The 26,495-nt window shown below is 72.1% G+C and carries 25 protein-coding genes; 17 read left to right on the top strand and 8 right to left on the bottom strand.

The window, feature by feature from the left end; genetic code table 11:
* Positions 1 to 52 precede the first annotated feature (52 nt).
* The 5 genes from BMW85_RS10155 (at position 53) to BMW85_RS51870 (ending at position 7,911) form a co-directional block, all read left to right on the top strand.
* Positions 53 to 1,591: an MmpA family trehalose lipid delivery protein gene (locus BMW85_RS10155; protein ID WP_091079766.1), complete on the top strand. Its 1,539-nt coding sequence runs from the start codon at positions 53 to 55 to the stop codon at positions 1,589 to 1,591.
* A 103-nt stretch (positions 1,592 to 1,694) separates the two neighbouring features.
* Positions 1,695 to 1,829 carry a hypothetical protein gene (locus BMW85_RS51875; protein WP_020541447.1) on the top strand — a complete coding sequence of 45 codons (135 nt, stop codon included), beginning with the start codon at positions 1,695 to 1,697 and terminating at the stop codon, positions 1,827 to 1,829.
* Positions 1,830 to 1,841: 12 nt separating this feature from the next.
* A complete protein-coding gene (locus tag BMW85_RS10150) occupies positions 1,842 to 2,663 on the top strand; it encodes a glycosyltransferase (protein WP_091079765.1) in 822 nt (273 codons plus the stop codon).
* Complete coding sequence (locus BMW85_RS10145) at positions 2,660 to 3,787, top strand: glycosyltransferase family 4 protein (RefSeq protein WP_091079762.1); 1,128 nt, start codon at positions 2,660 to 2,662, stop codon at positions 3,785 to 3,787. The genes BMW85_RS10150 and BMW85_RS10145 overlap by 4 nt, the downstream gene beginning before the upstream one ends.
* A complete protein-coding gene (locus tag BMW85_RS51870; RefSeq protein WP_091079759.1) occupies positions 3,784 to 7,911 on the top strand; it encodes an alpha-(1->3)-arabinofuranosyltransferase domain-containing protein in 4,128 nt (1,375 codons plus the stop codon). The genes BMW85_RS10145 and BMW85_RS51870 overlap by 4 nt, the downstream gene beginning before the upstream one ends.
* On the opposite strand, the gene BMW85_RS10135 is transcribed toward BMW85_RS51870, so the two are convergent.
* The gene (locus BMW85_RS10135; RefSeq protein ID WP_091079757.1) at positions 7,832 to 8,977 is read right to left on the bottom strand and encodes an acyltransferase family protein; all 1,146 of its coding nucleotides are present in this window, start codon (positions 8,975 to 8,977) and stop codon (positions 7,832 to 7,834) included. The genes BMW85_RS51870 and BMW85_RS10135 overlap by 80 nt on opposite strands.
* 168 nt (positions 8,978 to 9,145) lie before the next feature.
* On the opposite strand from BMW85_RS10135, the gene pgfA reads away from it, so the two are divergent.
* Together pgfA and BMW85_RS10125 are read left to right on the top strand one after the other, a co-directional pair.
* A complete protein-coding gene (pgfA, locus tag BMW85_RS10130) occupies positions 9,146 to 10,066 on the top strand; it encodes a cell envelope lipid trafficking protein PgfA (RefSeq protein ID WP_091079755.1) in 921 nt (306 codons plus the stop codon).
* A 159-nt stretch (positions 10,067 to 10,225) separates the two neighbouring features.
* On the top strand, positions 10,226 to 11,332 hold the full coding sequence (locus BMW85_RS10125) for an NAD(P)H-dependent flavin oxidoreductase (protein WP_091079753.1): 1,107 nt from the start codon (positions 10,226 to 10,228) through the stop codon (positions 11,330 to 11,332).
* A gap of 68 nt (positions 11,333 to 11,400) precedes the next feature.
* Here the strand turns inward: BMW85_RS10125 and BMW85_RS10120 are convergent, their stop codons facing one another.
* From BMW85_RS10120 to BMW85_RS10110, 3 genes are read right to left on the bottom strand one after another with little or no spacing between them, the layout of a single operon-like run.
* Positions 11,401 to 11,823: a type II toxin-antitoxin system VapC family toxin gene (locus BMW85_RS10120; protein ID WP_091079751.1), complete on the bottom strand. Its 423-nt coding sequence runs from the start codon at positions 11,821 to 11,823 to the stop codon at positions 11,401 to 11,403.
* Positions 11,820 to 12,056: a hypothetical protein gene (locus BMW85_RS10115; protein ID WP_091079749.1), complete on the bottom strand. Its 237-nt coding sequence runs from the start codon at positions 12,054 to 12,056 to the stop codon at positions 11,820 to 11,822. The genes BMW85_RS10120 and BMW85_RS10115 overlap by 4 nt, the downstream gene beginning before the upstream one ends.
* A gap of 58 nt (positions 12,057 to 12,114) precedes the next feature.
* Entirely contained in the window at positions 12,115 to 12,924 is an 810-nt protein-coding gene (locus BMW85_RS10110; protein WP_091079747.1) for a crotonase/enoyl-CoA hydratase family protein, read from the bottom strand.
* A 112-nt stretch (positions 12,925 to 13,036) separates the two neighbouring features.
* Here BMW85_RS10110 and BMW85_RS10105 point away from each other — a divergent pair, with 112 nt between their 5' ends.
* Genes BMW85_RS10105 through BMW85_RS10085 form a run of 5 tightly spaced genes read left to right on the top strand, consistent with a single transcriptional unit; the run spans position 13,037 to position 19,204 of the window.
* Positions 13,037 to 14,587 (top strand): acyl-CoA synthetase, encoded by a 1,551-nt coding sequence (locus BMW85_RS10105; protein ID WP_091079745.1) that lies wholly within the window; start codon positions 13,037 to 13,039, stop codon positions 14,585 to 14,587.
* Positions 14,577 to 15,476: a Zn-ribbon domain-containing OB-fold protein gene (locus BMW85_RS10100; protein WP_245774711.1), complete on the top strand. Its 900-nt coding sequence runs from the start codon at positions 14,577 to 14,579 to the stop codon at positions 15,474 to 15,476. Before BMW85_RS10105 ends, BMW85_RS10100 begins: the two co-directional genes overlap by 11 nt.
* Positions 15,473 to 16,468 carry a thiolase family protein gene (locus tag BMW85_RS10095; RefSeq protein WP_091079743.1) on the top strand — a complete coding sequence of 332 codons (996 nt, stop codon included), beginning with the start codon at positions 15,473 to 15,475 and terminating at the stop codon, positions 16,466 to 16,468. Before BMW85_RS10100 ends, BMW85_RS10095 begins: the two co-directional genes overlap by 4 nt.
* 1 nt (position 16,469) lies before the next feature.
* Entirely contained in the window at positions 16,470 to 17,618 is a 1,149-nt protein-coding gene (locus BMW85_RS10090) for a thiolase family protein (RefSeq protein ID WP_091079740.1), read from the top strand.
* Positions 17,618 to 19,204 (top strand): acyl-CoA synthetase, encoded by a 1,587-nt coding sequence (locus BMW85_RS10085; RefSeq protein WP_091079738.1) that lies wholly within the window; start codon positions 17,618 to 17,620, stop codon positions 19,202 to 19,204. Before BMW85_RS10090 ends, BMW85_RS10085 begins: the two co-directional genes overlap by 1 nt.
* Positions 19,205 to 19,226: 22 nt before the next feature.
* Here the strand turns inward: BMW85_RS10085 and BMW85_RS10080 are convergent, their stop codons facing one another.
* The 3 genes from BMW85_RS10080 to BMW85_RS10070 form a co-directional block, all read right to left on the bottom strand.
* Complete coding sequence (locus BMW85_RS10080) at positions 19,227 to 21,584, bottom strand: GDSL-type esterase/lipase family protein (protein ID WP_091079735.1); 2,358 nt, start codon at positions 21,582 to 21,584, stop codon at positions 19,227 to 19,229.
* Positions 21,585 to 21,715: 131 nt separating this feature from the next.
* Positions 21,716 to 22,345, bottom strand: a complete 630-nt coding sequence (locus tag BMW85_RS10075) for a LysE family translocator (protein ID WP_091079734.1) — start codon at positions 22,343 to 22,345, stop codon at positions 21,716 to 21,718.
* A gap of 21 nt (positions 22,346 to 22,366) precedes the next feature.
* On the bottom strand, positions 22,367 to 23,230 hold the full coding sequence (locus BMW85_RS10070; protein ID WP_091079731.1) for a LysR family transcriptional regulator: 864 nt from the start codon (positions 23,228 to 23,230) through the stop codon (positions 22,367 to 22,369).
* 111 nt (positions 23,231 to 23,341) lie between these two features.
* On the opposite strand from BMW85_RS10070, the gene BMW85_RS10065 reads away from it, so the two are divergent.
* From BMW85_RS10065 to BMW85_RS10050, 4 genes are read left to right on the top strand one after another with little or no spacing between them, the layout of a single operon-like run.
* Positions 23,342 to 23,872 (top strand): cysteine dioxygenase family protein, encoded by a 531-nt coding sequence (locus tag BMW85_RS10065; protein ID WP_091079729.1) that lies wholly within the window; start codon positions 23,342 to 23,344, stop codon positions 23,870 to 23,872.
* A gap of 60 nt (positions 23,873 to 23,932) precedes the next feature.
* Positions 23,933 to 24,433 (top strand): pyridoxamine 5'-phosphate oxidase family protein, encoded by a 501-nt coding sequence (locus BMW85_RS10060; protein ID WP_218155720.1) that lies wholly within the window; start codon positions 23,933 to 23,935, stop codon positions 24,431 to 24,433.
* Between the two features lie 56 nt (positions 24,434 to 24,489).
* A complete protein-coding gene (locus BMW85_RS10055; RefSeq protein ID WP_091079725.1) occupies positions 24,490 to 25,089 on the top strand; it encodes an ArsR/SmtB family transcription factor in 600 nt (199 codons plus the stop codon).
* 21 nt (positions 25,090 to 25,110) lie between these two features.
* A complete protein-coding gene (locus BMW85_RS10050; RefSeq protein ID WP_091079723.1) occupies positions 25,111 to 25,296 on the top strand; it encodes a hypothetical protein in 186 nt (61 codons plus the stop codon).
* Positions 25,297 to 25,322: 26 nt separating this feature from the next.
* Here the strand turns inward: BMW85_RS10050 and BMW85_RS10045 are convergent, their stop codons facing one another.
* Complete coding sequence (locus BMW85_RS10045; protein WP_091079722.1) at positions 25,323 to 25,973, bottom strand: class I SAM-dependent methyltransferase family protein; 651 nt, start codon at positions 25,971 to 25,973, stop codon at positions 25,323 to 25,325.
* Between the two features lie 55 nt (positions 25,974 to 26,028).
* Here BMW85_RS10045 and BMW85_RS10040 point away from each other — a divergent pair, with 55 nt between their 5' ends.
* The gene (locus BMW85_RS10040) at positions 26,029 to 26,493 is read left to right on the top strand and encodes an NUDIX domain-containing protein (protein WP_091079719.1); all 465 of its coding nucleotides are present in this window, start codon (positions 26,029 to 26,031) and stop codon (positions 26,491 to 26,493) included.
* The last annotated feature ends 2 nt before the right edge of the window (positions 26,494 to 26,495 follow it).

Genomic DNA, 26,495 nt, shown 5'->3' with positions numbered 1-26,495 from the left:
AACTCAACCATGGAGGGACATAGTGGTGGAAGTGCTGTGATGTCATAGCCGCATGTCGCAGACGACCCGAGCCGGGCTCGCCGCCGCCCTCCTCGGGCTGGCGCTCGGCTGCCTGGCCCTCGGCCCCGGGCTGGGATGGGGGTTCGTGCTGCTGCACGACATGGTGTTCGTGCCGGACCCGGAGTTCTCCGCCTGGACGTTCGGGCTGGCGGGAGGCGCGGCGCGGGTGGTGCCGAGCGACGCCGTGGTGACCGCGCTGGCCCAGGTGCTGCCCGCCGAGCTGGTGCAGAAGCTGATCCTGCTCGGGATCTTCGTCCTGGGGTGCACGGGGGCGGCGCTGCTGTCGCCGTCGGCCTCGCTCGGGCCGCGGCTGGTGGCCGGCGCGTTCTACGTGTGGAACCCGTACGTGGCCGAGCGGCTGCTCATCGGGCAGTGGGCGCTGCTGCTCGGGTACGCGGGGCTGCCGTGGGTGGTCCGGGCCGTGTGGTCGGGGCGGCGGCGCGCGGTCGCGGTCCTCCCGGCCGCCGTGGGCGGCTTCGCCGCGATGACGGTCACCGCGCTCACGGCCCTCCCGCTCGCCCTTGCCCGCCGCGGGTGGCGGGAGGTGATCGTGACCGCCGGGGTGCTGGTCGCGTTCAGCCTGCCGTGGCTGGCGGCGACCGCGCTGCGGCCCGAGGGGCTGGCGGCGGACCCGGTGGGGATCGAGGCGTTCGCGGCGCGGGCCGACACCCCGTTCGGGGCGGTGGGGAGCCTGCTGTCGCTCGGCGGGATCTGGAACGCCCGCGCCGTGCCGCCCGGCTACGAGACCTGGGTGGGCGCGGTGGCCCGGCTGCTGCTGGTGGTCGCCGGGGTGGTGGCGTTCCTGCGCTCCGAGCTGCCGTTCCGTCGCGGGCTCGCCGGGGCGGCGCTCGTGGGGCTCGCCGTGGCGTCCGTCGGGGTGAGCGAGCCCGGGCGGGTGGCGTACGAGCAGGTGGTGGGCTGGTGGGGCGGGTTCGCGGTGTTCAGGGACGCGCAGCAGTTCATCGCGCCGCTGACGCTGGTGGCGGCCCTCGGCCTCGGGGCGCTCACGGAGCGCGTGGCGGGGCGCAGGGCGTGGGTGGGGGCGATGGCCCTCGTGCCGGTGGCCGTCCTGCCCACACTGGCCTGGGGCGCGCTGGGGACGCTGGGCGCGGTGGCGTACCCGTCGAGCTGGAGCGCCGCCCGTGCGGTCATCGAGCGTGACCCTGAGCCAGGCGACGTGCTGGTGCTGCCCTTCGAGTCCTACCGGCGCTTCCCCTGGAACGGCGACCGCCCGGTGCTCGACCCGGCGCAGCGCTTCTTCGCGGTGGGGGGCCGGCGGGTGGTGACGAACGACGCCGTACGGGTCGGCGATCTCGTCGTGGGGAGCGAGGACCCGCGCGCCCGTGAACTAGAACACGTACTAGGAGGGCCTTCGCCCGACCTGCCGGGAGCCGGGATCCGCTATGTGATAGTCAACGCGGGGACAGTTGAAGAGCGGGCGCGCTTTGACGTATGGCTACGCAGAGCACACGTTCTGGTCCACGACCGTGACCTGCGGTTGTACCGGGTAGAGGGCCCGGTAAGCCACTGAGCAGGTATTTTGTTAAGATTTCGTCTAGCTACTTCCGAGTAGCAAGAATTGGTTCTAAGTTGGGTGCCTGCCGCTCCTAACTGCCCGCCGAGGAGGAAGTCCCGTGATCAAGGCCCTCTTAGCAGCGATCATCGGCGTCGCCGTGGCGGCCCTCGTGGCGACGGTCACCACGGTCTCCTTCACAGGCTCCACGGCCACGCCGGTCAACCAACCTCTCTACAACTACGGCGACCGGTAAGGCCGGATCAGCATGCCGCCCTCTCCGCAAGGGGACGGCGGGCAGAGCCGACCACCACTGCTTGAGATCGTCGTTCCGGCGTACAACGAGGAACGGCGACTTCCCGGGGGGCTCCTGCAGCTGTGCGCGAAGCTTGCCCGCATGCCGTTCCCGGCTGCCGTCATAGTCGTCGACAACAACAGCACGGATCGCACCGCGGAGATCGTCGAGAACTGGCCGGCCGGGCCCGTACCGGTCCGGCTCATCCCTTGCCCCGTCCCGGGCAAGGGCGCCGCCGTGCGGGCCGGGCTGCTGGAGACCGGCGCCCCGTTCGTCGGCTTCTGCGATGCCGACATGGCGACCGACCTGGACGCCATCGACGCGGCGCTCGGCCTGCTGCTGTCCGGTGAGCGCGTGGTCGTCGGCTCCCGTGCCCACGAGGGCTCCGTCGTGGAGAACCGCCACAGCAGGGTCCGCGAGCTGGGCGCCGCCTGGTTCCGGGCGCTGGCCGGCGTGCTCGTGCCGGGGGTGAGCGACACCCAGTGCGGCTTCAAGTTCTTCGACGGCGTGCTCGCCCGCGAGGTCGCCGCGCTGCTCCGCACGCCCGGCTTCGCCTTCGACGTCGAATTGCTCGCGCGGTGCGCGGCGGACGGCTCGGAGGTGCACGAGATCCCCGTGCGCTGGCTGGACGTGCCGGGGTCGCGGTTCTCGCCGGCCCGGCACACCTTCGGCATCGTACTGGAGATGGGACGCATCTGGCTGCGGCTGCGCCCGAGGCCGCGAGCCAGGCCGCGCCCCGCCGTCCACCCGGCCTGGGAGCCGCCGGCCGCGCCTGACCCCGTCGGATCTCCGTGAAGATCGCCTTCGTCAACTGGCGTGACCCCTGGCATCCCCAGGCGGGCGGCGCCGAGACGTTCGCCTGGGAGCTGGCCCGCCGCCTCGCGGGCGCGGGCCACCAGGTGTGGTTCGTCACCGCGCGGGCGCCCGGCCAGCGCGGGAAGGAGACCGTCGAGGGCGTGCGCTTCGCCCGCATGGGCGCGACGTTCACCGTCTACCCGCTGGTGCTGGCCTGGCTGCTGGTCCGGCGCGGGCGCTTCGACGCGGTGCTGGACTGCCAGAACGGCATCCCGTTCTTCACCCCGTGGGTGGTGCGGCGGCGGACGAAGGTGGTCTGCGTGGTGCACCACGTGCACGACCGGCAGTTCGGCGTGCACCTGCCGGGATGGCTGGCCGCCGTCGGGCGGTTCCTGGAGGGGCCGGTGTCGCGGTGGAGCTACCGGCGGCACCCGAGCGTGGCCGTGTCGCCGTCCACGGAGCTCGCCATGCGCGAGCGGCTGGCCTGGAAGGGGCCCATTCACATCGTCCCGAACGGCGTCAGCGTCGCCGACCCCGGCGAGGTCGCGCGGAGCGCCGAGCCCCGGCTGGTCTGCCTGGGGCGGCTGGTCGCGCACAAGCGGGTGCACCTGCTCCTCGACGCCGTCGCCGAGCTGCGGCGGCACCGGCCGGACCTCCAGGTGGACGTCATCGGCCGGGGGCCCGAGGAGGAGCGGCTGCGGGCGCGGCTGCCCGAGGGCGTCACCCTGCACGGCTACCTGTCCGAGCGGGACAAGAGCCGGCTGGTCGCACGGGCCTGGCTGCACGTCAGCGCCTCCCAGGGCGAGGGGTGGGGGCTCAGCGTGCTGGAGGCGGCGGCGCTCGGGGTGCCGACCGTGGCCTTCGACGTGGACGGGCTCCGCGACGCGGTACGGCCCGGCGAGACCGGATGGCTGCTGCCCGAGGGGGCCGAGGGCACCGGGCTGGCCAAGGGCATTGCCGGAGCACTCGACGAGGTGGACGACACTTATTCCGTGAAATGTCGGGAATGGGCTGACCGATTCTCCTGGGACCGCAGCGCCGAACGGCTCCTCGCCGTCCTGGAGGGCCGCGCCCCGGGCGAGCGTTCCTCCGACCTCGGTGAGTGGGCCGGGGAGGAACGATGAGCCGGCCGCCGGCCACCGACAAGCTGGTCTGGGGCCGCCCCGGCACCGGCCGCAGGACGAGTACGCGTGCCCTCGGCGAGCCGGCGTGGCGGCGGTGGTGGCTGGTGATCTGCTGCCTCGGCTTCGGCCTGCTGGCGTTCACCACCAAGCCCGGCCACCTGATCTCCGACACCAAGATGGACCTCGCGCTCAACCCGATCGGCTGGCTGGAGCGCGCCGCCCACCTGTGGGACCTGCAGCACTTCGGCCAGCTCCAGAACCAGGTGGCGGGCTACATCTTCCCCATGGGCCCGTTCTTCGCCCTCGGCGACCTCGCCGGGCTGGCCCCGTGGGTGACGCAGCGGCTCTGGCTCACGCTGCTCATGTGCGTGGCCTTCCTCGGCGTGGAGCGGCTGTCCCGGCAGCTCGGCCTCGGCACGCCGGGCACCAGGATCGCCGGGGCGCTGGCGTACGCGCTGGCCCCGCGCACGCTGTCCATCCTCGGCGAGATCAGCATCGAGTGGCTGCCCGCCGCGATGCTGCCGTGGATCCTCATCCCGCTGCTCACGGCCTCCGAGACGGGCCAGCGGGCGCGCGGCGCGATAAGGTCGGCGCTCGCGGTGGCGCTGTGCGGCGGCGTGAACGCGGTGGCGGTGCTGGCCGTGCTCGTGGCCCCCATCCTCTACATCCTGACCCGGCCGCGCCCGGTGCCGCGCTGGCGGCTGCTCGGCTGGTGGAGCGCCGCCGTCGCGGTCGCCACCCTCTTCTGGTGGCTGCCGCTGCTGCTGGTCGGCAGGTACGCCTTCTCGTTCCTGCCGTACACCGAGACCGCGGGCACCACCACCCAGGTCACCTCGCTCACGAACGTCCTGCGCGGCGCCTCCGACTGGGTGCGTTACCTTCCCGTGAACGGCGTCTTCGAGCAGCCGCCCGGCTTCGCGATCGCCACCTCGGCCACGATGGTCGTGGTCACCGGCGTGCTGGCCGCGCTCGGCCTGGCCGGGCTGGCCCGCCGCGACCTGCCCGCGAAGGGGTTCGTGCTGGCGCTGTTCGTGGTGGGCGTGGCCGCGCTGGTGGCCGGGCACATCAGCGCGCTGGAGCCGATCACCGCCGAGCCGGTCCGCTGGCTGCTGGACGGGCCGCTCGCGCCGCTGCGCAACCTGCGCAAGTTCGACCCGCTGGTCCGGCTGGCGCTCGCCTTCGGCCTGGCGCACCTGCTGGCGCGGGCCCGGCTGCCGCTCCGCACGCTGGCCGTCGTGGCCTCGGCCGCGCTCGTGCTGCCCGTCTTCAACCAGGGACTCGCCGCGCCCGGCGACTTCGAGGACGTGCCGCCGTACTGGCGGGAGGCTGCGTCCTGGCTGGACGAGAACGCCGGCGACGACGGCGTGCTGCTCGTGCCGGGCGCCAAGTTCGCCGAGTACGTCTGGGGCCGCCCCATGGACGAGCCCCTGCAGGCGCTGACCACGGCCCGCTGGACCACCAGGCGGATCGAGCCGCCGGGCTCGGTCGGCCTGACCCGGCTGCTCGACGTCGTCGACCAGCGCCTGGCCGCCGGGCACGGCTCGGCCGGCGTGACGGCGGTGCTGCGCCGCCTCGGCGTGCGCTACCTGCTGGTACGCAACGATCTCATGCGGCAGAACCTCCAGGGCGCCTGGCCGTCGCGGATCTACGAGGCGCTGCGCGAGACGCCCGGCGTCAAGCTCGTACGCTCCTTCGGCGAGCCCGTCGGCGACCGGGAGAGCGACGACGCCCAGCACTCGCTCGACCCGGCCTTCCCCGCGCTCGACCTGTACGAGGTGTCCGACGCGGCCGACCTGGTGTCCGTGCAGTCGGCGGCCGACGCGCTGGCCGTGCGCGGCGGGCCGGACTCGCTGCTCGCGATGGGCGATCTCGGGCTGCTCGGCGACGCCCCGGTGCTGGTCGGCGGCGACGCGGGCAAGCGCGAGCTGCCCACCGTCGTCAGCGACGCGCTGCGGCTGCGCGAGCGCTCGTTCGGCGAGCTGCGCTCCAACCAGTCGCCCACGCTCACCGCCGACCACAAGGCCGACTTCGCCGGCGTACGCGCGCTGGACCTGCTGGAGAACGGCTGGCTGGACGACACCGCGACCGCCGAGTACCACGGGATCTCCGGCGTCACGGCCTCCTCCTCGATCGCCGACCCCGACGCGGTCGCGGGCAGCGGCGACCCGAGCCGGGGCCCGTGGGCGGCCATGGACGGCAACGTCGCCACCGGCTGGGAGACCAGCGGCACCAGCCGCCCCGAGGGGCAGTGGCTGCGCGTGGACCTGCCGGCGCAGCGGCGGATCGAGCAGGTCCAGGTCATGTTCGGCTCCGGTTTCCTGCTCGGGCAGTCCGTCACGCGGGTGGCCGTCGAGACCGACTCGGGCAGCCTGACGCAGGACGTCCGCGACACCACCGACCCGCAGTGGCTGCGGGTGCCGGAGGGCCCGGCGACCTGGCTGCGGATCAAGATCGTGGCGACCGGCTCGGAGCGGTGGAGCTACGGCCAGCGGGTCGGCGTCATCGAGCTGTCGATCCCCGGCGTCGTGGCCGAGCGCACGATCAGGCTGCCCGGCACGGGCGGCGACGCGTACGTCATGGACCAGGGGCTCGACGCCCGCTCCGCCTGCATGCGCAACCAGGTGCGGTGGGTGTGCAACGACGCGGTGCTGACCAAGCGGAGCGAGGAGACCGGCTTCGACCGCACGTTCACGGCCCCGGCCGCCGACACCGTGAACGTGCGCGGCACGGCCGTGCTCAAGGACTCCGCGCTGGCCGACCGCTTCACCCGCGTCAGCACCGGGCTCACGCAGGTGACCGGCTCGTCCCAGCTCACCGACGATCCGGTGGTCTCGCCGCGCTCGGCGTTCGACGGCGACGCGAGCACCACCTGGATGCCGGCCGCCGAGGACACCCAGCCGACGCTCACGCTCACCTGGAAGGGCGAGAAGACGATCTCGCGGATCAAGCTGGGCCGCCCGGCCGGCGACCGCATGCAGCCGCTCGACGTGGTCGTCACCGGCGACAACGGCATCGCCCGCGCCGGCCGCGTGGACCAGGAGGGGAACCTCACCTTCCGGCCGCTGCGCACGACCGAGCTCAAGCTGCGCTTCACGCCCTACTCCAAGCGGCTGCAGCTCACCGAGCTGGTCGTGCCGGGCCTCGACCCGGTGACCAGGCCCGCCGACATCCCGCTGCGGCTGCCCTGCGGCTTCGGCCCGACCGTCGAGGTGAACGGCACGTCCATCGCGACCAAGGTCGCGGGCACCCACGCCGACCTGCTGGAGAAGCGGCCCGTACGGATCCAGGGCTGTGCGCGGGCCGAGCTGAAGGCCGGGGACAACCGGGTGCGGGTGGCCGGATGGGACTCCTTCGCGATCGACGACCTCGTGGTCGGCCGGCTGCCGGACGAGCCGCGCGGCGTCGAGGGCGCGGCGGTGCGCGGGATCTGGACGGCCTCCGAGCGCGAGGTCAAGGTGAGCGCCCCCAAGGACGCCTTCCTCGTCGTCAACGAGAACTTCAACGCCGGCTGGCGGGCCCGGGTGGACGGGCAGACGCTGCGGCCGGTGCGTGTCGACGGTTGGAAGCAGGCGTGGGAGCTGCCCGCCGGGACGTCGGGGACCGTGCGGCTGGAGTACGTGCCGGACCGCGCCTACGGGCTCGCGCTGGCGTACGGGATGGCGGGGATCGCGCTGCTCGCCCTGGGCGCGCTGGTGCTGCGTGGGCCGCGTCCCGAGCACGTGCTCGAGACCGCCCCGGCCGGGAGGGCGCGGATGTCGCGGCTGCGGGCGCCGTACGCGGTCGTGCTGGGCCTGGCGTTCGGCGGCTGGGTGGCGAGCTGGCAGGGCGCGCTGGCGGTGCTGGCGGCGATGCTGGTGACGTTCGCGCTGCGGGCCAGGAAGCTGCCGGCGCACTGGCTGTCAGCCGGGCTGTTCGGCGTGGCGACCGCGTCGCTGGCGGTCCACCTGGTGCTGCGCGAGCAGGGGATCGACCTCGCGGTGCTGATGGACCACGTGCCTCAACTGCTGTCGTCGGCGGCCGTCGGGGCGCTGTTCGGCCAGCACGTCACCCGGCCGGCGCGGCCGGCGCCGCCTCCCGGGCAGCCGGCCGAGGAGCAGGTGCTGGCCGGCGCCGGCTCAGCCTGAGGGCGGTGACCTCGACGAGATGGTAGCTCCCCACGCTGAGCAGCAGCGTCACGATGAACGACAGCACGGCCACGGTCGGGAAGTCGCCCTGGAACGGCTGCGCCCCGGTGAGCTTGAGCTGCAACGTGATCACCGGTGCGTGCCAGAGGAAGAAGCTGTAGGAGATGCGGCCGAAGTAGGCGACGACCGGGTTGCCGAGCACCCGGTGGCGCAGCGAGTCCGCGCGCGGCGCCAGCGCGAACGGCGCCACGAGCAGCACCGCGACCGCCGCCTCCAGGCTCACCCTGACCAGCGACTCGCCGAGGGTGGGCAGCGTGAGCGTGCGCGGGCCGGCGAGGCCGGTGCTCAGCACCGCGTACAGCAGGAAGGCCAGCACGAGGAGCTGCGGCGCGAGCGCGTCGATCGCCCGGCTCTCCTTGAGCCACACCGACAGCACCGCCATCGCCATGCCGCAGGCGAAGAAGACCAGATGGTACGGCAGCCAGAGCCCGAACTCCGGCCGGTCGGTCAGCCGGGCCACGACGATGGAGGCCACCGAGACCAGCGGCAGCAGGCCGATGCCGGTCAGCAGCCGCACCGGCCGGTTACCGCCCCGAGCCCACCGGTCGAGCGCCCAGGCGAGCAGCGGCAGCGCGACGTAGAAGGCCATCTCGATGGGCAGCGTCCACATCTGGTAGAGGCCGTCGGGGGTGGGTTCGCCGGGGAAGTAGTTCTGCAGCAGGAGCAGCCACTTGACCCAGCCGGCCCAGTCGAGGCCGCCCCACGCCCAGAGCGTCAGCGCGGTCACCAGCCAGTAGACCGGCATGACGCGCAGCACCCGCCGCCACAGGTACGTGACGGGCCGGGGGCGTTCGGTGCCCTCGATCGCCGCGCGCGCCCACGGGCGGTAGAGAAGCAGGCCGGACAGCAGGAAGAAGATGGGGACGGCGATGCCGAGCCGCGCCATCAGCCAGGCGTACATGCCCTCGCGGTACATCACGCCGGTGTTGCTCCCGACGTGCAGCAGCCAGACGCCGAGCGCGGCGCAGGCGCGGACGCCGTCGAGGGCCGCGTCCCTGTTCTTCATCCCTGTCCTCACCTCCGCGGATCGGTGCGCGGAAACCACGATAGAACTTGTTTCTATCGATTTGGTGACGGAGGGAGGCGCGGCGGTGACGCGCACCACCCCCTGTCATACTTTGTTGCTCGACGATCAGACCTGATGACAACACGTTCTACAAATGCGGAGGCCTCGATGGGTCGTATCTCCACGCTCGTCCTCATCGGGTTCGGAGCTTTCTTCATCGCACTGGCCCCGTTGGTGAAATTCTGGGCGGCCGAGAAGATCATCTCCGCGCCGGCGAACCAGTTCGGGATCTCCCACCTGGAGGCCAAGCAGGCGCAGTACTTCTCCCTCCAGGACCTGAAGGTCCTCACCGGCGACCTCGACATCATCGTCACCACGCGCGGCGACGTGAAGGAGGCCAACTCCGACCGGGTCGTCTGGGACGAGGCCACGGTCGTCAACGACGTCACCAACAGCCGCCCGCAGATCGACCTGTCCGAGCGGCGCAGCGCCTTCAACCGCTACACCGGTGTCGCCGTCAACTGCTGCGGCTCCAGCGTGGACAAGGCTCCGGTGCAGCTGGAGGGCCAGATCTACAAGTGGCCGTTCGACGTGGAGAAGAAGACGTACAAGGTGTTCAACGCGCAGGCGCAGAAGGCCTTCGACGCCACCTTCGTCCGTGAGGACAAGGTCAACGGCCTGCCGGTGTACGTCTTCGAGCAGGCCGTCCCGCCGACCAAGACCGAGACCCGCACCGCCCCCGCCAACGTGCTCGGCATGACGGACACCACCGGTGACGTGCAGGTGGACCGCTGGTACGACGGCAAGACCACCTTCTGGATCGAGCCCGTCACCGGCTCGCCGGTCAAGCAGGAGGTGCAGCGCCACGAGGTGCTGAAGACCCAGGACGGCGTGGAGCGCTCGGCGGCCTTCATCGGCACCGCCGTGATGACCGACGAGACCGTCTCCGGCCTGGTCAAGAACGCGCAGGAGGGCAAGAGCCAGATCAACCTGCTGCGGAACATCATCCCGCTGGTGGTGCTCATCGTGGGCGTGGCGCTGGTGCTCGCCGGCGTGGTGCTGGGCCGCCGCCGCCCGGCCACCGCGTGAAACAACGCGTTTTTTGAGGCCCGCCGAAAGGCGGGCCTTTTTCTTTTTCGGGATTTCGGCTAGAACCTGTTATAGGCGGAGGTTACTCACCGGTACCGACGAAAGGTTCTAGTGTAGAACACGTTGCAGTTCGCGTTGCGCCGGACGTATTGTCGGGCCATGCGGACACGTGTCACGGACATGTTCGGAATCGAGCTCCCGATCTTCGCGTTCAGCCACTGCAGGGACGTCGTCGCCGCCGTCAGCCGCGCGGGCGGCATGGGCGTGCTCGGAGCCCTCTACTTCACCCCGGAAGAGCTCGAGACGGAGCTCAAGTGGATCGACGACCACGTGGACGGCCGGCCGTACGGCGTGGACGTCGTCATGCCGGCCTCGTACGAGGGGGCCGACTTCGCCACCGACGAGCTGGTCGGCCGCCTCCAGGCGATGATCCCCGAAGGGCATCGCTCGTTCGTGGAGAACCTGCTGGCCGAGCACGGTGTGCCCCCGCTCTCGGCGGACGCCGACGCGGGACGCGTGCTGCTCGGCTGGACGGACGCCACGGCCCGCCCGCAGGTCGAGGTCGCCCTCCGCCACCCCATCGCGCTGCTCGCCAACGCCCTCGGCCCGCCCCCGGCCGACGTCGTCGAGCTGGCCCACTCCCACGGCGTCAAGGTCGCGGCCCTCGCCTCCACGCCCCGGCACGCGCTCAAGCAGGTCGAGGTCGGCGTGGACGTCGTCGTCGCCCAGGGCACCGAGGCGGGCGGGCACACCGGCGAGATCTCCACCATGGTCCTCATCCCGCAGGTGGTGGACGCCGTGGACGTGCCGGTGCTGGCCGCCGGCGGCATCGGCAACGGCCGCCAGATGGCCGCCGGCCTGGCGCTCGGCGCGGAGGGCGTGTGGACCGGCTCCCTGTGGCTCACGGTCGAGGAGGCCGACACGCCGGAGATGGCCAAGCGCCGCATCCTGGAGGCCACCTCCCGTGACACCGTCCGCTCCCGGAGCTGGACCGGCAAGCCCGCCCGCCTGCTCAGGAACGAGTGGACCGAGGCGTGGGAGTCCACGGACTCGCCGGGCACGCTGCCCATGCCCCTGCAGTTCATGCTGGTCTCGGACGCGCTGCGCCGCATCGGCCGCTCCGACGCCTCGGAACTGGCCACCTTCCCGGCCGGCCAGATCATCGGCCTCATGAACCAGGTCCGCTCCACCAAGGACGTGATCTTCAACCTGATGACGGAGTACGGCGAGGCCCTGGAACGACTGGACCGCATCACAGAGGACTGAGCCCGGATCGGGCGGCGGTCACTCGCCGGGTCGCCGCCCCGCCCGCGAGAGCATCTCGCAACTGGTCTCTACCTGGGCAACAGGGTGAGGGCGGGGGTGTGGACCGGACGGACGACGGAGAAGTCACGGACGTCGATCGTCATCACTTCAGTGACCCGCATGCGCTCTGCCACGGCCACGACTGAGGCATCGGCCGCGCCCAAGGGAAGGTCGTGGTACCGCTCGACGAGGACCGCGATTCTCGAAAGATCGGACTCCGTGAGGTTGACGAGCCGGAACCAGCCGGACTCGATCAACCGCAGGAACGCCGCCTCCGCCTTCGCGCCGCCAAGCCTGCCGATCATGTAGCAGCTCTCGCCGGCGACGAAGCTGGGGACGAGCAACGGCCGATCGGCGTTGCGGAGGCGCCCGAACTCCTGCAGGCAGCGCTCGTGGTTCTTGTCGTCCCGGAAGGTCGCGGCCACGATCGGGCCGGTGTCGACTACGATCACGCTTCGTGACCGTAGCCCTCCCCAAGGATCTCTTCCACCTGTTCTGAGGCGTCGCTCCGGCCGGCTTCGTAAGCGCCGAAGAGGGCGGGCATGCCGTCGCGGCCGAGCTCGAGCTCCTCGGAGCCCGGGTGGACGAGCCGGAGGAGTCGCGCACGCCCTTCACGCACCTGGTCGGGCCGGAGCTGGTCGACCAGGCGGTGAAGATCTTCGTACTCTTCCTGCAGTGCCGTCATGCTGTCGATTCTACGGCGCGTTCTCATGAAACAAGAGGGCGGTCAGCCGGCGTCTTGTTCAGTGGCCCTGGTAGTGGGCGGGGCGCTTCTCGCGGAAGGCGCGGGTGCCTTCCTTGGCGTCCTCGGAGCCGATGACCGGCCAGCCGAGGTCGTCGGAGACCTTCAGTGCCTCGGGTTCGGGCAGGCCGAGGGTGTCGCGGTAGGTGCGGAGGATCGCCTGGACGGCGAGCGGGCCGGAGGCGGCGACGTCGTCGGCCAGCTCGCGGGCCACGGCCAGGGCCTGCCCGTCCGGGACGACGCGGTTGACCAGGCCCATCGACAGGGCCTCGGCGGCCGTGACGGCGCGGCCGGTCAGGAGGAGGTCCATCGCGTGGCAGTACGGGATCTGGCGGGGGAGCCGGACCGCGCTGCCGCCCATGGGGAAGAGCGCCCGCTTGGCCTCGAACAGCCCCAGTGTGGCCGACTCGGCCACCACCCGCAGGTCCGTGCCCACCAGCAGCTCGGTGCCGCCGGCGACCGCGTAGCCCTCGACGGCGCAGATGATCGGCTTGGTGGGCAGGTCCTCGCGCAGCAGGCCCTTCCAGTGGAAGTTCGGCATCCGGGCGGCGCGCGCCTGCACCTCGGGGTCGGTGGAGGACTGGCCCATGGCCTTGAGGTCGGCGCCGGCGCAGAAGGTGCCCTCGGCGCCGGTCAGGATCGCGACCCGGATGTCCGGCTCGGCGCTCGCGTACGCCCAGGCCGAGGCGAGGCCGATCAGCATTTCCGAGGAGAGCGCGTTGCGGGCCTCCGGCCGGTTCATGGTGACGACGAGGACGTGTCCGTCGCGTTCGATCCGGCAGTGGGGGGTGCTGATCGGCAGGAGCTCCACGATGCCTCCGAAGTCTCGTATCAAGCGCTTGCTACGCACTTCGCCCCAGGATACGCTCCCAGCAGCAAACGAGAACAGGTTCCTGTTTTTTCGTCGGCCGCGAGGAGCGCACATGGGCACGCTCGGTTTCTGGAGGCTCGCGCAGGCGGATCCCGATTGGATCGCCGCCGTGGACCCCGACGGGGTCGAACACCGCGCGGGCGACCTTCTGGCCCGGGCCAACCGCCTCGTCCACGGCCTGCGCGACGACCTAGGGCTCCAGCCGGGCGACGGCGTCTGCGGCCTGGTCCCGAACGGCGCCGACGGCCTGGTGCTGTACCTGGCCGCGCTCCAGGCCGGCTGGTACTACACGCCCGTCAACTGGCATCTCACCGGACCGGAGATCGCCTACATCGTCTCCGACAGCGAGGCCAAGGCGTTCTTCGTGCACCCGCGCTTCATCGAGGAGGGCACGCGGGCGGCCGAGGCCATCGCGCCCGAGCGCCGCTTCCTCATGGGGGAGGGGACGGACGGGTTCCGGCCGATGCGGGAGCTGACCGACGGTCGTCCCGACACCGCGCCTCCCGACCGGACCGCCGGCCTGACCATGCACTACACCTCCGGCACCACCGGCAAGCCGAAGGGCGTGCGCCGCCCGCTCAGCGGCCTGGACCCGGACGACTCGGCCGAGCTGATGACGTTCCTGCTGGGGTTGTTCGGCGTCACCCCGGGACGCCCCAACGCGCACCTGGTCACCTCGCCGAGCTACCACACCGCCGTCACCCAGTTCGGCGGCACCGCGCTGCACATGGGGCACACGCTCGTCTACATGGACCGCTTCGACGCCGAGGAACTGCTGCGCCTGTGCGAGCGGCACCGCGTCACCAGCTCCCACATGGTGCCGACGCACTTCAAGCGGCTGCTCGCGCTGCCGGAGGAGACCCGGCGCGCGTACGACCTCTCCTCGCTCAGGTGGATGATCCACGCCGCCGCCCCCTGTCCCGTCCCGGTGAAATGGGCGATGTTGGAGTGGTGGGGCGACTGCGTGTACGAGTACTACGCGGCCACCGAGGGCGGCGGCACCCTCGCCACCCCCGAGGGCTGGAAGACGCACCCGGGCACGGTCGGCACGGCCTGGCCCATCAGCGAGCTGCTCATCGTGGACGAGCAGGGCGAGCCCGTCCCCACCCGCACCCCCGGCACGATCTACATGAAGATGCTCGGGGCCTCGTTCGAGTACAAGGGCGACCCGGACAAGACCGCCGCCAACCGACTCAAGGACCACTTCACCGTCGGCGACATCGGCTACCTCGACGAGGACGGCTTCCTCTACCTGTGCGACCGCAAGGCCGACCTGATCATCTCGGGCGGGGCGAACATCTACCCCGCCGAGATCGAGAACGAGCTCATGATCCACCCCAAGGTCGCGGACGTCGCCGTGTTCGGCATCCCGGACGAGGAGTGGGGCGAGCAGATCAAGGCCGTCGTCGAGCCCGCCCCGGGCGCCGAGCCAGGCCCCGCGCTCGCCGCCGAGCTGCTGGCCTCCCTGGAGGGCCGGCTGGCCCGCATGAAGTGGCCGCGAACGATCGACTTCATCGCCGAGATGCCCCGCGAACCGAACGGCAAGCTGCACAAACGCAAGCTCCGCGACCCGTACTGGGAGGGACACGACCGTGCCATCTGATCCGCTGGTCGCTCAGCACGTCCTGGAGTTCCCCGGCGGTTACACCCGCTCGACCGGCCCGGTGGTCGGCCGCTTCCTCACCGAGCTGCGCGAGCGCCGCATCGTCGGCGTACGCACGAGCGAGGGCGGCGTGCTGGTGCCGCCCCTGGAGTACGACCCCGCCACCGGCGAGCCCGTGACCGGCGAGTACGTCGAGGTCGGCCCGGCCGGCACGGTGACCACCTGGACGTGGGTGGAGGAACCCCTCGACACCCACCCGGTGGACGTCCCCTTCGCCTGGGCGCTGATCGCGCTCGACGGCGCGGACACGGCGCTCGTGCACGCCGTCGTCCCCGAGCACCCCAAGGCGATGCGGACCGGGATGCGGGTCCGGCCGGTGTGGCGCGAGCAGCCCACGGGCCACATCACCGACATCCGGCACTTCGCCCCCGAGGTCACGAAGATCGTCTCCCCGGTGCGGGCGGAGTACCGGCTGCGGGCGGGCGGCTCGCTGGCGGTGTTCCTGGCGGGCGTGGAGCGCGGGGTGCTGCTCGGCGGGCGCTGCGAGCGGTGCGCGAAGGTGTACGTCCCCTACCGCACCTTCTGCCCCGAGTGCGGAGGCCCCATCCCGGACACCCTCGAACTGCCCGACACCGGGACGATCACCACGTTCGCCATCAACAACCTGCCCGACCCGCGAGCGCCCGAAGTGCCCTTCGTGTCGGCGTACATCCTGCTCGACGGCGCCGATCTCCCGATGATCGCACTGGTCGCGGGCGTGCCCGCGCACGAGGTGCGGCAGGGCATGCGGGTGCGGGCCGTGTGGGTGCCCGAGAGCGAGCGTACGGCGTCCATGGCGAACATCCGCTGGTTCGCCCCCACCGGCGAGCCCGACGTGGAGCTGTCATGAGAGAGGTAGCGATCGTCGCGTTCGCGCAGACGCGGCACACCGACCACGACACCGGGCTCAGCGAGCCCGAGCTGATCCTGCCCGTCATCAACGAGGTCAAGGAGCGCACCGGGCTCACCAGGTTCGGCTTCACCTGCTCGGGGAGCTGCGACTACCTGGCGGGCGCGCCGTTCTCGTTCGTCTCGGCGCTCGACGCGCTGGCCGCCTGGCCGCCGATCTCCGAGAGCCACGTCGAGATGGACGCCGCCTGGGCGCTGTACGAGGCATGGGTACGCCTCCAGCACGGCGACATCGACTCGGCCCTCGTGTACGGGTTCGGCAAGACCTCGCTCGGCGACCTGCGCACGATCATGACGTTGCAGCTCGATCCGTACTATCTGGCGCCGCTCGGCCTCGACCAGCTCTCCTACGCCGGGCTCCAGGCAGCCGCCCTCGGCGCGGAGCGCGCGGAGCTGGACGAGATCGTGCGCCGCAGCCGGGCGGACGGGCGGGCGAACCCGTACGCGCTGGACCTGCCCGACCCCGAAGGGGACGGCCTCGTGGCGCCGCCCATCACCGACGGCGCGGCGGCGGTCGTGCTGGCCGCCGGCGACCTCGCCACCCGCCTCACCTCCACCCCCGCCTACATCAGGGGCCTCGCCCACCGGATCGAACCCCACTACCTGGGCATGCGCGACCTCGCCCGGTCGGCCTCCGCGGCCGACGCCGCCCGCGCCGCGGGCGTCGGCAAGGGGCCCGTCGAGGTGGCCGAGCTGCACGCCCAGTTCGCGCACGAGGAGATCATCCTGCGCGAGGCGCTGGAGCTGACCGGCGACACTCTCATCAACCCGTCAGGCGGCCCGCTCGCCGCCAACCCCGTCATGGCCACGGGCCTCATCCGCGTCGGCGAGGCCGCGCGGCGCATCCTCGACGGCCGCAACCACCGGACCGTCGCGCACGCCGCCGGCGGCCCCTGCCTGCAGCACAACCTCGTCACCGTCCTGGAGGGCTGAGATGGGCAACCGCTGTGCGGTCATCGGCGTCGGGCAGACGCACTACACGACCCGCCGCCAGGACGTCTCGATCGCCGGGCTGGTGCGCGAGGCCGCGGTGCGGGCCCTGGAGGACGCCGGGCTGACGTTCAAGGACATCGACGCCGTCGTCATCGGCAAGGCGCCGGACCTGTTCGAGGGCGTGATGATGCCGGAGGCGTACCTGGCCGACGCGCTCGGCGCGGCCGGCAAGCCGGTCATGCGGGTCCACACCGCGGGCAGCGTCGGCGGCTCCACCGCGCTGGTCGGCGCCTCGCTCATCCAGGGCGGGGTGCACGAGCGGGTGCTGGTCGTGGCCTTCGAGAAGCAGTCGGAGTCGAACGCCACCTGGGCGCTGTCCACGCACCTGCCGTTCAGCGCCTCGCTCGTGGTCGGGGCGGGCGGCTACTTCGCGCCGCACATCCGCGAGTACATGCGCAGGACCGGCGCGCCCGGCCACATCGGCACGCTCGTCGCCGTGAAGGACCGGCTCAACGCGCTGAAGAACCCGTACGCGCACCTCAAGATCCCCGGCATCGACCAGAAGATGGTCGAGTCCACGCCGATGCTCTGGGAGCCGATCCGCTACCTGGAGACCTGCCCGTCCAGCGACGGCGCCTGCGCCATGGTGCTCGCCGCCGAGTCGGCCGTCACCGGCACGCCCGCCTGGGTGCACGGCACCGCCATGCGCTCCGAGCCGATCTTCCGCGCCGACCGCGACACGGTCAGCCCGCAGGCGGGCAAGGACTGCGCCGCCGACGTCTACCGGCAGGCCGGCATCACCGACCCGCGCCGGCAGATCGACGTGGCCGAGGTCTACGTGCCCTTCTCCTGGTACGAGCCCATGTGGCTGGAGAACCTCGGCTTCTGCGCCGAGGGCGAGGGCTGGAAGCTCACCGAGTCCGGCGCCACCGCCCTCGACGGCGACACCCCCTGGAACGCCTCCGGCGGCGTGCTGTCCAGCAACCCGATCGGCGCGTCCGGGCTCATCAGGTTCGCCGAGGCCGCCCAGCAGGTGCGCGGCCAGGCCCGCGAGCACCAGGTGGACGGCGCCCGCACCGCGCTCGGCCACGCCTACGGCGGCGGCGCCCAGTTCTTCGCCATGTGGATCGTCGGGCGGGAGAAGCTCTGATGGAGTTCAACCACGCGGACCTGTTCGAAGGGCTGGCGGACGCGATCCCCGAGCGCGTCGCGGTGATCTGCGGCGCCGACCGCCGCACCTACGCCGAGCTGGACGCCGAGGCCAACCGGCTCGCCCACTACCTCGACGGCCTGGGCGTCGGCCCCGGTGACCACGTCGGGCTCCAGCTCTACAACGGGCTGCCGTACGTCGCAGGGATGCTGGCCTCGCTGAAGCTCCGTGCCGTGCCGATCAACGTCAACTACCGCTACGTGGAGTCCGAGCTCCTCTACCTCTACCGGGACTCCGACATCCGCGCGCTGATCTACGACGTCGAGTTCGAGCCGCGCGTCGCCGCCGTCGTGGGCGAGGCGCCCCTGCTCGAACACCTGGTCGCGGCCGGCGGGCCGCCGTCGATCGGCTCGGCGGTGACGTACGAGGCCGCGCTGGAGAGCGGCAAGCCGGAACGGGGCTTCTCGCCGCGCTCCGGCCAGGACGTCTACATCATCTACACCGGCGGCACCACCGGCATGCCGAAGGGCGCCATGTGGCGGGTCGAGGACCTGTTCTTCGGCTTCGGCGGCGGCAACCCGGGCGGCGAGCCGCGGTCCACCCCGCAGGAGGTCATCGACGAGGCGGTGAAGGCCGGGCCGATGACGATGATGGCGGTGCCGCCGCTCATGCACGGGGCGGCGCAGATGGCCACGTTCATCACCTGGTGCATGGGCGGGACCATGGTCTACGTCCGCAAGTTCGACCCCGACGAGGTGTGGCGGACCGTCGAGCGCGAGCGCGTGCTCACCGTCAACATCACCGGCGACGCCATGGCCAGGCCGCTCGCCGAGGCGCTGGCCGCGGGCTCCTACGACGTGTCGTCGTTGTTCGTGGTCAGCTCGACGGGCGCCATCCTGTCGGGCGCGGTCCGCGACCGCCTCCAGGAGCTCCTGCCGAACGTCATGATCCTCGACAACTTCGGCTCCACCGAGTCCGGCTACACGGCCTCCGCCGTCGCCGGGTCCTCGCCCGAGAAGGGCCTGCGCTACCAGCCGAACGCGGTGGTCCGGCTGGCCGTGCTGGACGAGGCGGGCCGGCCGGTCGAGCCGGGCTCCGGCGCGCTCGGCACCGTCGCGAGGACGGGACGGGTCGCGTTCGGCTACTACAACGACCCCGGCAAGACCGCCCGCACGTTCGTCACCGACGAGCAGGGCACCCGCTGGCTGCTCACCGGCGACCTCGCCACCGTCGACCCGGACGGCACGGTCAACGTGTTCGGGCGCGGCTCGCAGTGCATCAACACGGGCGGCGAGAAGGTGTTCCCCGAGGAGGTCGAGGCGGTGCTCAAGGGCCATCCCGGCGTGTTCGACGCGGTGGTGACCGGGGTGCCGGACGAGCGCTGGGGCAACCGGGTGGCGGCGGTCGTCGAGCCGCGGCCTGGGGCGGAGCTCACGGCGGCGGAGCTGGACGCGCACTGCCGCAGGCTGCTGTCGGGCTACAAGGTGCCGCGCTCGTACGCGTTCGTGGACCAGATGGTCCGCTCCCCGGCGGGGAAGGCGGACTACCGGTGGGCGCGGGAGACCGTCGAGGCCGGCGAATCCTGAGCCGGCCCCGACGGGCTCGCGGTCAGCCGAAGTTGATCCAGGCCCGGGTCATGCCCGTTCCCGGGGCGACGTCCAGGTAGTCGGCCCGGCCGTCGGCGTCGAGGTCGGCGAACTGGATCCTGGAGCCCTCGACGAGGACGCCGCTGGCGACCTCGCCGCCCGGCACCCAGTACCAGTCGCCGCCTTCGGGCTTGGGCCCGCCGTTCCGCCAGACCTGCACCGAGCTGTCGTAGGGCTGGGTGCCGGTGTGGTTGTCGTCGAAACGGCCCATGAGGATGTAGTCGGCGGACCGGCTCCCGTGGAGCGGGGCGAAGCGGATCCGGTGGCCGGGCTGGCCGACGCCGCTCGCGATGGTGCCCTGGGGGAACCAGTAGTAGTCGCCGCCTCCGGGCTTGGGCCCGCCGTTGAGCCAGGCCTGGACGGAGCTGTCGTCGTTGACCTTCACGTAGTCGGCTCTGCCGTCGCCGTTGAGGTCGGCGAGGCGGATGTGGCTGCCCGGCGCGCCGACGCCGCCCGCGATGGTGCCTTGGGGAAACCAGAGCCAGTCACCGCCGCCGACGGGCTCCTTGGGGTTGGGGCCGCCATTGATCCACGCTTGGACCGAGCTGTCGTCGTTGACCTTCACGTAGTCGGCTCTGCCGTCGCCGTTGAGGTCCGCGAAGCGGATGTTCGCCCCGGGCGCCCCGACGCCGCTCGCGATGGTGCCCTGGGGGAACCAGAGCCAGTCGCCGCCGCCGACGGGCTCCTTGGGGTTGGGGCCGCCGTTGATCCAGGCCTGGACCGAGCTGTTGCCGTTGACCTGGAGGTAGTCGGCTCTGCGGTCGCCGTCGAGGTCGGCGTAGATGACCTTGCTGGTGTCTCCGCCGTAGGTCCCGGACGCGATCGTGCCCTGCGGGACCCAGCCTCTGACGGGGGCGGGCGCCGGGTTCCCGCCGCCGGGCGCGTCGATCCAGCCGGCCCGCCCCACCTGCACCAGGCCCTGGTAGAACGCTCCCGCCATCTTCAGGTAGCCGGAGTCGTTCGGATGCAGGACGTCGGCCAGGTCGGTGAGCGTCACCGTGGTCAGGTTGACGAGGTAGACGTGCTTGCCGGAGGCCCACCGCGCCCCCGCCTCCAGCCGGATCGCCTCGTTGAAGCGCAGGATCCGCTCCTGGGTCGGCCCCCAGCCGGACGGGACGATCGTCGAGACCAGGAGGGTCACGTCGGGGGCGGCCCGGAAGATCTGGTCGATGAGGGCCCCGAGCCTGGCCGGCGCGCCGCCCGGGTTGTCGTTGTTGTTCAGGTCGTTGGTGCCGATGTGCAGCAGCACCACGTTGGGCCGGTACGTCGCCAGCGCCGCGTCGGTGATGCCGGCGAGCTGGGAGATCGTCCAGCCGGAGTGCCCCTCGTGGGCGTCGGGCGCCGGGCCCGAGCGTTGTGAGCCGACGAACGTGACGGCGGCCCTGTCGTCCTTCAGCAGGTTGTGGAGCGCCGGCCGGTAACCGCCGCCGTTGGAGCTGCCCGCGCCGTAGGTGATCGAGTCGCCCAGCGGCATGATCCGCAGCTCCCGCTGGAGGTTCGACTCGACCCCGGCCCAGGCCGCCGTCTCCTCGGCGATGAGCCGCTCCAGCTCCTCGAACCGCCCGCCGAGGTTCTCCACCCGCTGGGCGACCACGCCGCCGAACCAGCGGTCGAGCCAGGGCACCTGGTTCCTGAGCCAGCCGCCGGCCTTCTTGATGGACGTGGCGAGCTGGGCCTTCGCCCAGGGGGCGAGGTACTTCTCCCACAGGACGCCGCCCGCCAGCCCGAGGATCCCGGCGATGATGATGTCCCTGGTCGCCTCGATGGTGCCCAGGGTTCCGGCGAACGTGTGCGTCATGATCGCCGTCATGATGCCGGTCACGGTGGTCTGGAGCGGGGTGCAGACCAGCGGGATGATCGCGGCGCCCACGCCGCTGGACGTCAGGAAGCCGATGCACAGCATCCTGAGGCCGTATCCGATGATCCAGCCGATGGCCGTGGCGGCGATGTCCTGCCAGAAGCTGGAGGTGGTGATCTCGCCGGCCGGGATGGTGAGGACCAGCCCGCTGCCGTTGGGAGTCAGGTTGACCGTGCCGGCGAAGTTGGGCCACACCGAGGGGTCGACCCGTTCGTGCACCGGGGCCGAGCCGTCCGCGACGGCCTGCTTGAGCGCGCCGCCCAGGCCGCCGTGCTCCCTGATCTCCGCCTGCACTTCAGGGACGACGTCCCGCAGGACGGCAGGGCTCAGGCCGAGGTCGGAGGCGTTGAGGGTGATGGTGACGTCCTGGTCGGCCGCCCGCGCCGGCAGGGCGGGGGCGAGGCATACCACCATCACGACGGACAGCAGGGGGATCAGGAACTGACGGGAGAATGCCGACAAAGCGCGCGCTTGTAACATCTGCCACCTTGCTCCAGGGGAACGATGACCGCTCGGAGAAGGTATCGCCGGTCATGTGATGGCGATCAAGAGGCGGATGGCCGGGAGGTGAACCCTGTGTGTCCCCTGGCCCGTCAGGCCTTCTCGGCCGTGAGCCAGGCCGCCAGCCCGAGGTAGACGACCCCGCTGCCCACCTCCAGCCGCCGCCGCGCCCGCCGGGAGGCCCGCAGCCGCCCGGCGAGGGCCGAGGCGAGCATCGCGTACGTGCCGTCGGAGGCCATGCCGAGCACGATCCACAGCAGCCCGAGCAGCAGGATCTGCGGCCCGACGGGCCCCGCGGCCGGAACGGTGAACTGCGGCAGTAACGCCAGGAAGAAGATCGCCGTCTTCGGGTTGAGCACGTTGACCACGGCCCCCTCCCAGAACAGCCGCCGCTTCGACTGCGCCGGCGGCTCCACGGCCTCCTCGCCGCCGCCCCCGCGCCGGACGAGGTTGCGTACGCCGAGCCAGACGAGGTAGGCGATGCCGCCCCACTTGACCACGGCGTAGGCCGTGGCGGAGGCAGCCAGCAGCGCGCTGAGGCCGAGCGCCGCCGCGGCCACGTGCACGACCGATCCGGCGTGCACGCCCAGCACGCTGACCAGCCCCGCGCCGCGGCCCTGGGCGACGCTGCGGGTGACGATGTAGAGGACCGCGGGTCCCGGCACCACGAGCAGGCCGAGCGTGAACGCGCAGAACAGCGCGAGAGTCGCGACATCAGGCATACGAGCATCGTAAGAAGAGCGTCAAAGGCTTTTCCTCAGCGCGTGGAGCAGCGCCTCGGTGGGCGGCGGGTGGGGCGGCTCGCCGTGGACGGCGGCGTACACGTGCCGGGTCGAGCCGGCGATCTCGGCGACCTCGACGCCCGGGTGGCGGTGGGCGCGCAGGGCGAGTCCTGGCAGCATGGTGAGGCCGAGACCGGACGCCACCAGCGCCTGCACGGCCACGATGTCGTCGCTGGTGAACGAGACGCGCGGGACGAAGCCCGCCCTGGCGCACACGTCCAGGAGGTGGCTGCGGCAGCGTTCGCAGCCGGCGATCCAGGAGGCGTCGGCGTGCGCCGCCAGGTCGCCGTCCACCGGGCGGTCGGCGACCAGGTAGCTGGGGTCGTCCAGGAGGGGGATCATGGTGATGCCGCGTTCCTCGGGGGCGGTGTCGTCATAGCGGAAGATCACGGCCACGTCGGCGCGGCCGGCGCGCAGCAGCCGCAGCGCCTGTGGCGGCTCCGCCTCGGTGAGGTCGAGCCGGAGACCGGGATGGCCGGCCTTGAGCGCCATGACCGCCCGCGGGACGAACGTCCCGAGCGAGGAGGGGAAGGCGGCCAGGCGCACCCGGCCGGTGCGCAGGCCCACGTGGGCGGCCAGCTCCTCGGCGGCGTCGTCGAGCCGGCCGATGATCTCGGCGGCGCGCTCGGCGAGCAGCCACCCGGCCTCGGTGAGCCGGATGCCCCGGCCCACGCGCTGCACCAGCCGGGCCCCGGTCTCGGCCTCCAGCCGGGCCAGGTGGTGGCTCACGGACGGCTGCGAGTAGTGCAGCTCCTTGGCGGCGGCGGTGACCGAGCCCTTGCGGGCGACCGCGAGGAGGACCCGGAGGCGCACGACGTCCAGCATCCATCAACCATATCTATGGGTGAGCCAGAACACTTCTGTTGGACCTATCGATACCGGCGGTAGCACTGTGGAGAGGCAAGGACCACCGTCTGCTCTCCCCGAAGGGCAACCATGGAAGTCGCCGTCACCGCACTCGCCAGGCCGGGCCTGGAGCCGCTCGTCAGCGGCATCTCCGCCGTCGTGGCCCGGGGCCTGGACCCCGAGCACACCGCGTACGCCGCCGCCGGCGTGCTGCGCGAGCGCCTGCCCGGCCCCGGCCTGCTCACGCCGGAGGAGCGGGCGGGCAGGCCCGACACGTACGCCTCCCACCTGCTCCACGCCGAGGAGGGCTTCTCGGTCGTCGGCGTCGTGTGGCGGCCCGGCCAGGTCACCGTGATCCACGACCACGTCTCCTGGTGCGCGTTCGGCATCCTGAGCGGCGTCGAGCACGAGACCCTCTACCGGGACATGGGCGACCACCTGCGCGAGCTCGGCCGGACCGACAACCGGCCTGGCGAGGTCAGCGGCTTCGCGCCGCCCGGCGACATCCACAAGGTGGTCAACACCAGCGCCGAGGTCGGGGTCTCCGTGCACGTGTACGGGGCCGACCTGAGGCGGCTCGGCGGCAGCGTGCGCCGCGCCTACGACCTCCCGGTGCGATGAGTTCCTGACGCCCCGCCGGTCTCCTCCATGAAGGACGCCCCGACCCGGGAAGGACCGATCATGGAGCCGACCACCACGCTCGACATCCGCTACAGCGACCCCGGCGCCGTGCCGACGCCCTGGTCCGAGGCCAGGGAGCTGCTCGAACGGGCGGAGACGTACTGGCTGACCACCGTGAGGGCCGACGGCCGCCCGCACGTCACGCCGCTGCTGGCCGTCTGGCGGGACGCGGCGCTGCACTTCTGCACCGGCCCTGAGGAGCAGAAGGCGCGCAACCTGGAGCACGAGCGCCGCTGCGCGCTCACCACCGGCACGAACGCCCTGCACGAGGGCCTGGACCTGGTGGTCGAGGGCCGCGCCGAGCGGGTCACCGACCCCGGCAGGCTCAAGGACCTTGCCGCCGCGTGGGAGGCGAAGTACGGCCCCGGCTGGCGTTTCGGTGTCGGCGACGGCGTCTTCACGCACGAGGCGGGCGGGGAGGCGCTGGTGTTCGCGCTCGTTCCCGGCAAGGTGCTGGGCTTCGCCAAGGGCTCGTACGCGCAGACCCGCTGGAGCTTCTGAGCGGCAGATGCGCAATTTTATTTGCGCAAATAAGTTTTCCCATCTATCGTGGTGTCATGGCCACCGAGAAGACGCGCCAGGTCCGCGACCTCGACACGCTCAAGGCGCTCGGGCACCCGCTGCGCATGAAGCTCTACCGCGCGCTCTACGTCGCGGGCTCGGCCACCGCCTCGCACCTCGCCGACCAGGTCGACGAGGCCGTGAGCCTGGTCAGCTACCACCTGCGCAAGCTGGCCGCGCACGGCCTCATCGAGGAGGCGCCGGGGGCCGGCGGCGGCGACGCCCGCGAGCGCTGGTGGCGCCCGGCCGCCGAGAGCATCTCCACCAGGGACGCGGACTTCCGTGACAACCCCGAGGAGGTCGCCGTCCACGCCGCCGTGAGCCGCGCCCACACCCGCCAGCAGCACGAGATGTACGAAAGCTTCCTCGACGCCCAGATGGGCTGGGAGCCCGCCTGGCGCGACGCGGCCTTCTCCTCCGAATACCTGATGTGGCTCACGTCCGACGAGCTGCGCGACCTGGGCGACGAGCTGCGCGAGCTGTCCGACCGGTGGCGGGCACGCGGCCGGGCGGCCCGCGACGCGGGCGACACGGAGGGGCGCGAGAGCGTCGCCGTCCACATGTACGGTTTCCCGTTCCGCTCGTGGCGGCCATGACACCGACCAGGAGGAACCCCCATGGATCCCGATCTTTACCTGTACGTCGAGCGAGTCCGGGCCCGCGAACTGCGAGCCGAGGCCGCCCGCCCTCGGACGACAGCGGCCCCGCACCGGTGGCGCGCCCGGCTCGGCTGGGCCCTGGTGGAGACCGGCCTGCGCCTCGTCCACACCGGCACGCCGCCCCGCCACGCGGCCGAGCACTGACCTCTGGGCACTGACCTCAGGCCACCCTAGGAACCGGCCGGGCGCGGCTGGTCGTAACCGAGGAAGCTGAACATGCTCTCCCCGGCCGCGAGCGGCCGCGGGCGCCCGGTGAAGCGGTGGGCGCCGACCCCGTACCCGGCCTGCGGCGGCGACACCCACTCCAGGGCGAAGCCGTTCTCCTCGAACCACGTGCGGATCCGCGGCACCAGGTCCGGCTCCTCGCGATGCCGGGTCCAGACGACCGTGCCGCCCTCCGCGCACAGCTGAGGGAAGAAGCCGACGGTCCGCCGCACGTCGTCGTCGCTGATGTTGCCGAAGATGCCGCAGGCGAGGACGAGGTCCGCCGGCGCCAGGTCCGCGTACCCGCCGGCGAGGGAGGCGTCCCCTTCGACCACCTCGACCCGGCCGAGCCCGGCCGCCGCGGCGGCGGCGCGCGCGAGATCGCAGTTGGCGGGGTCCAGCTCCACCAGCCGCGCCCGTACGTCGTCGCGCCGAGGGTGCTCCGCCAGCACGGGGATGAGGTCCCGCCCCTGGCCCGCGCACATGCTGATCACCCGCAACGGCCCGGCGGGCGCGGCGTCCAGCGCCGCCCTGACGCGCTCCTGGACCGCCACCAACCGCCGCGCCAGCCGTGAGCCCGGCCGGTCGTACTCGTCGTGCCACTCGTTCCAGTCCATCACGCGACACTATGTCCCACGGGACCACGAACGATCTAGAGAGAGAAGGAGCGCGGTGACACGGCTTCTCGCCCGCGTGTGGAGGATGCTGGGCGGCCGGCTGCGGTGGCGGCTGGTGTGGCTCACGCACGCCACGTTCATGATCGGCGTCACCGGCCTGGTGCGCGACGACGAGGGCCGGCTGCTCGTGCTGTGCCACCGGCTGTGGCCGGAGCGCCGCCCGTGGGGCTTCCCCACGGGCTACGCCAAGCGGGGGGAGACGTTCGAGGAGACCGTCCGCCGTGAGGTACGCGAGGAGACCGGCCTGGACGTGCGCGTGGGCCGGCTGCTCAGGGTCCGCAGCGGCTACGCCCTGCGCGCCGAGGTCGCCTACGAGGCCGTACTGACCGGCGGCACCCTGAAGCTGGACCCCCTGGAGATCCTGGAGGCCCGCTGGTGCGACCCCGGCGACCTCCCGGAGGGCCTCCAGCCCGCCCACAGGGAGCTGCTGGCGGAGAACCCCTCCGGGTCAGGCGGCTGAAG

Origin of the sequence: Nonomuraea wenchangensis, assembly GCF_900111685.1 — a bacterium.
Taxonomy (GTDB): domain Bacteria; phylum Actinomycetota; class Actinomycetes; order Streptosporangiales; family Streptosporangiaceae; genus Nonomuraea; species Nonomuraea wenchangensis.
This window is presented reverse-complemented; position numbering and strand designations above follow the sequence as displayed.

Excerpts from the sequence above, each read along its gene's own strand:
- BMW85_RS10115 (WP_091079749.1), bottom strand. The coding sequence starts at position 12,056 with ATGACGGCACTGCAGGAAGAGTACGAAGATCTTCACCGCCTGGTCGAC.
- BMW85_RS10055 (WP_091079725.1), top strand. The coding sequence starts at position 24,490 with ATGGCCACCGAGAAGACGCGCCAGGTCCGCGACCTCGACACGCTCAAG.
- BMW85_RS10045 (WP_091079722.1), bottom strand. The coding sequence starts at position 25,973 with ATGGACTGGAACGAGTGGCACGACGAGTACGACCGGCCGGGCTCACGG.
- BMW85_RS51870 (WP_091079759.1), top strand. The coding sequence starts at position 3,784 with ATGAGCCGGCCGCCGGCCACCGACAAGCTGGTCTGGGGCCGCCCCGGC.
- BMW85_RS10050 (WP_091079723.1), top strand. The coding sequence starts at position 25,111 with ATGGATCCCGATCTTTACCTGTACGTCGAGCGAGTCCGGGCCCGCGAA.
- BMW85_RS10090 (WP_091079740.1), top strand. The coding sequence starts at position 16,470 with ATGGGCAACCGCTGTGCGGTCATCGGCGTCGGGCAGACGCACTACACG.
- BMW85_RS10085 (WP_091079738.1), top strand. The coding sequence starts at position 17,618 with ATGGAGTTCAACCACGCGGACCTGTTCGAAGGGCTGGCGGACGCGATC.
- BMW85_RS10070 (WP_091079731.1), bottom strand. The coding sequence starts at position 23,230 with ATGCTGGACGTCGTGCGCCTCCGGGTCCTCCTCGCGGTCGCCCGCAAG.
- BMW85_RS10065 (WP_091079729.1), top strand. The coding sequence starts at position 23,342 with ATGGAAGTCGCCGTCACCGCACTCGCCAGGCCGGGCCTGGAGCCGCTC.
- BMW85_RS10075 (WP_091079734.1), bottom strand. The coding sequence starts at position 22,345 with ATGCCTGATGTCGCGACTCTCGCGCTGTTCTGCGCGTTCACGCTCGGC.
- BMW85_RS10095 (WP_091079743.1), top strand. The coding sequence starts at position 15,473 with ATGAGAGAGGTAGCGATCGTCGCGTTCGCGCAGACGCGGCACACCGAC.
- pgfA (WP_091079755.1), top strand. The coding sequence starts at position 9,146 with ATGGGTCGTATCTCCACGCTCGTCCTCATCGGGTTCGGAGCTTTCTTC.
- BMW85_RS10150 (WP_091079765.1), top strand. The coding sequence starts at position 1,842 with ATGCCGCCCTCTCCGCAAGGGGACGGCGGGCAGAGCCGACCACCACTG.
- BMW85_RS10105 (WP_091079745.1), top strand. The coding sequence starts at position 13,037 with ATGGGCACGCTCGGTTTCTGGAGGCTCGCGCAGGCGGATCCCGATTGG.
- BMW85_RS10155 (WP_091079766.1), top strand. The coding sequence starts at position 53 with ATGTCGCAGACGACCCGAGCCGGGCTCGCCGCCGCCCTCCTCGGGCTG.
- BMW85_RS10135 (WP_091079757.1), bottom strand. The coding sequence starts at position 8,977 with ATGAAGAACAGGGACGCGGCCCTCGACGGCGTCCGCGCCTGCGCCGCG.
- BMW85_RS10060 (WP_218155720.1), top strand. The coding sequence starts at position 23,933 with ATGGAGCCGACCACCACGCTCGACATCCGCTACAGCGACCCCGGCGCC.
- BMW85_RS10125 (WP_091079753.1), top strand. The coding sequence starts at position 10,226 with ATGCGGACACGTGTCACGGACATGTTCGGAATCGAGCTCCCGATCTTC.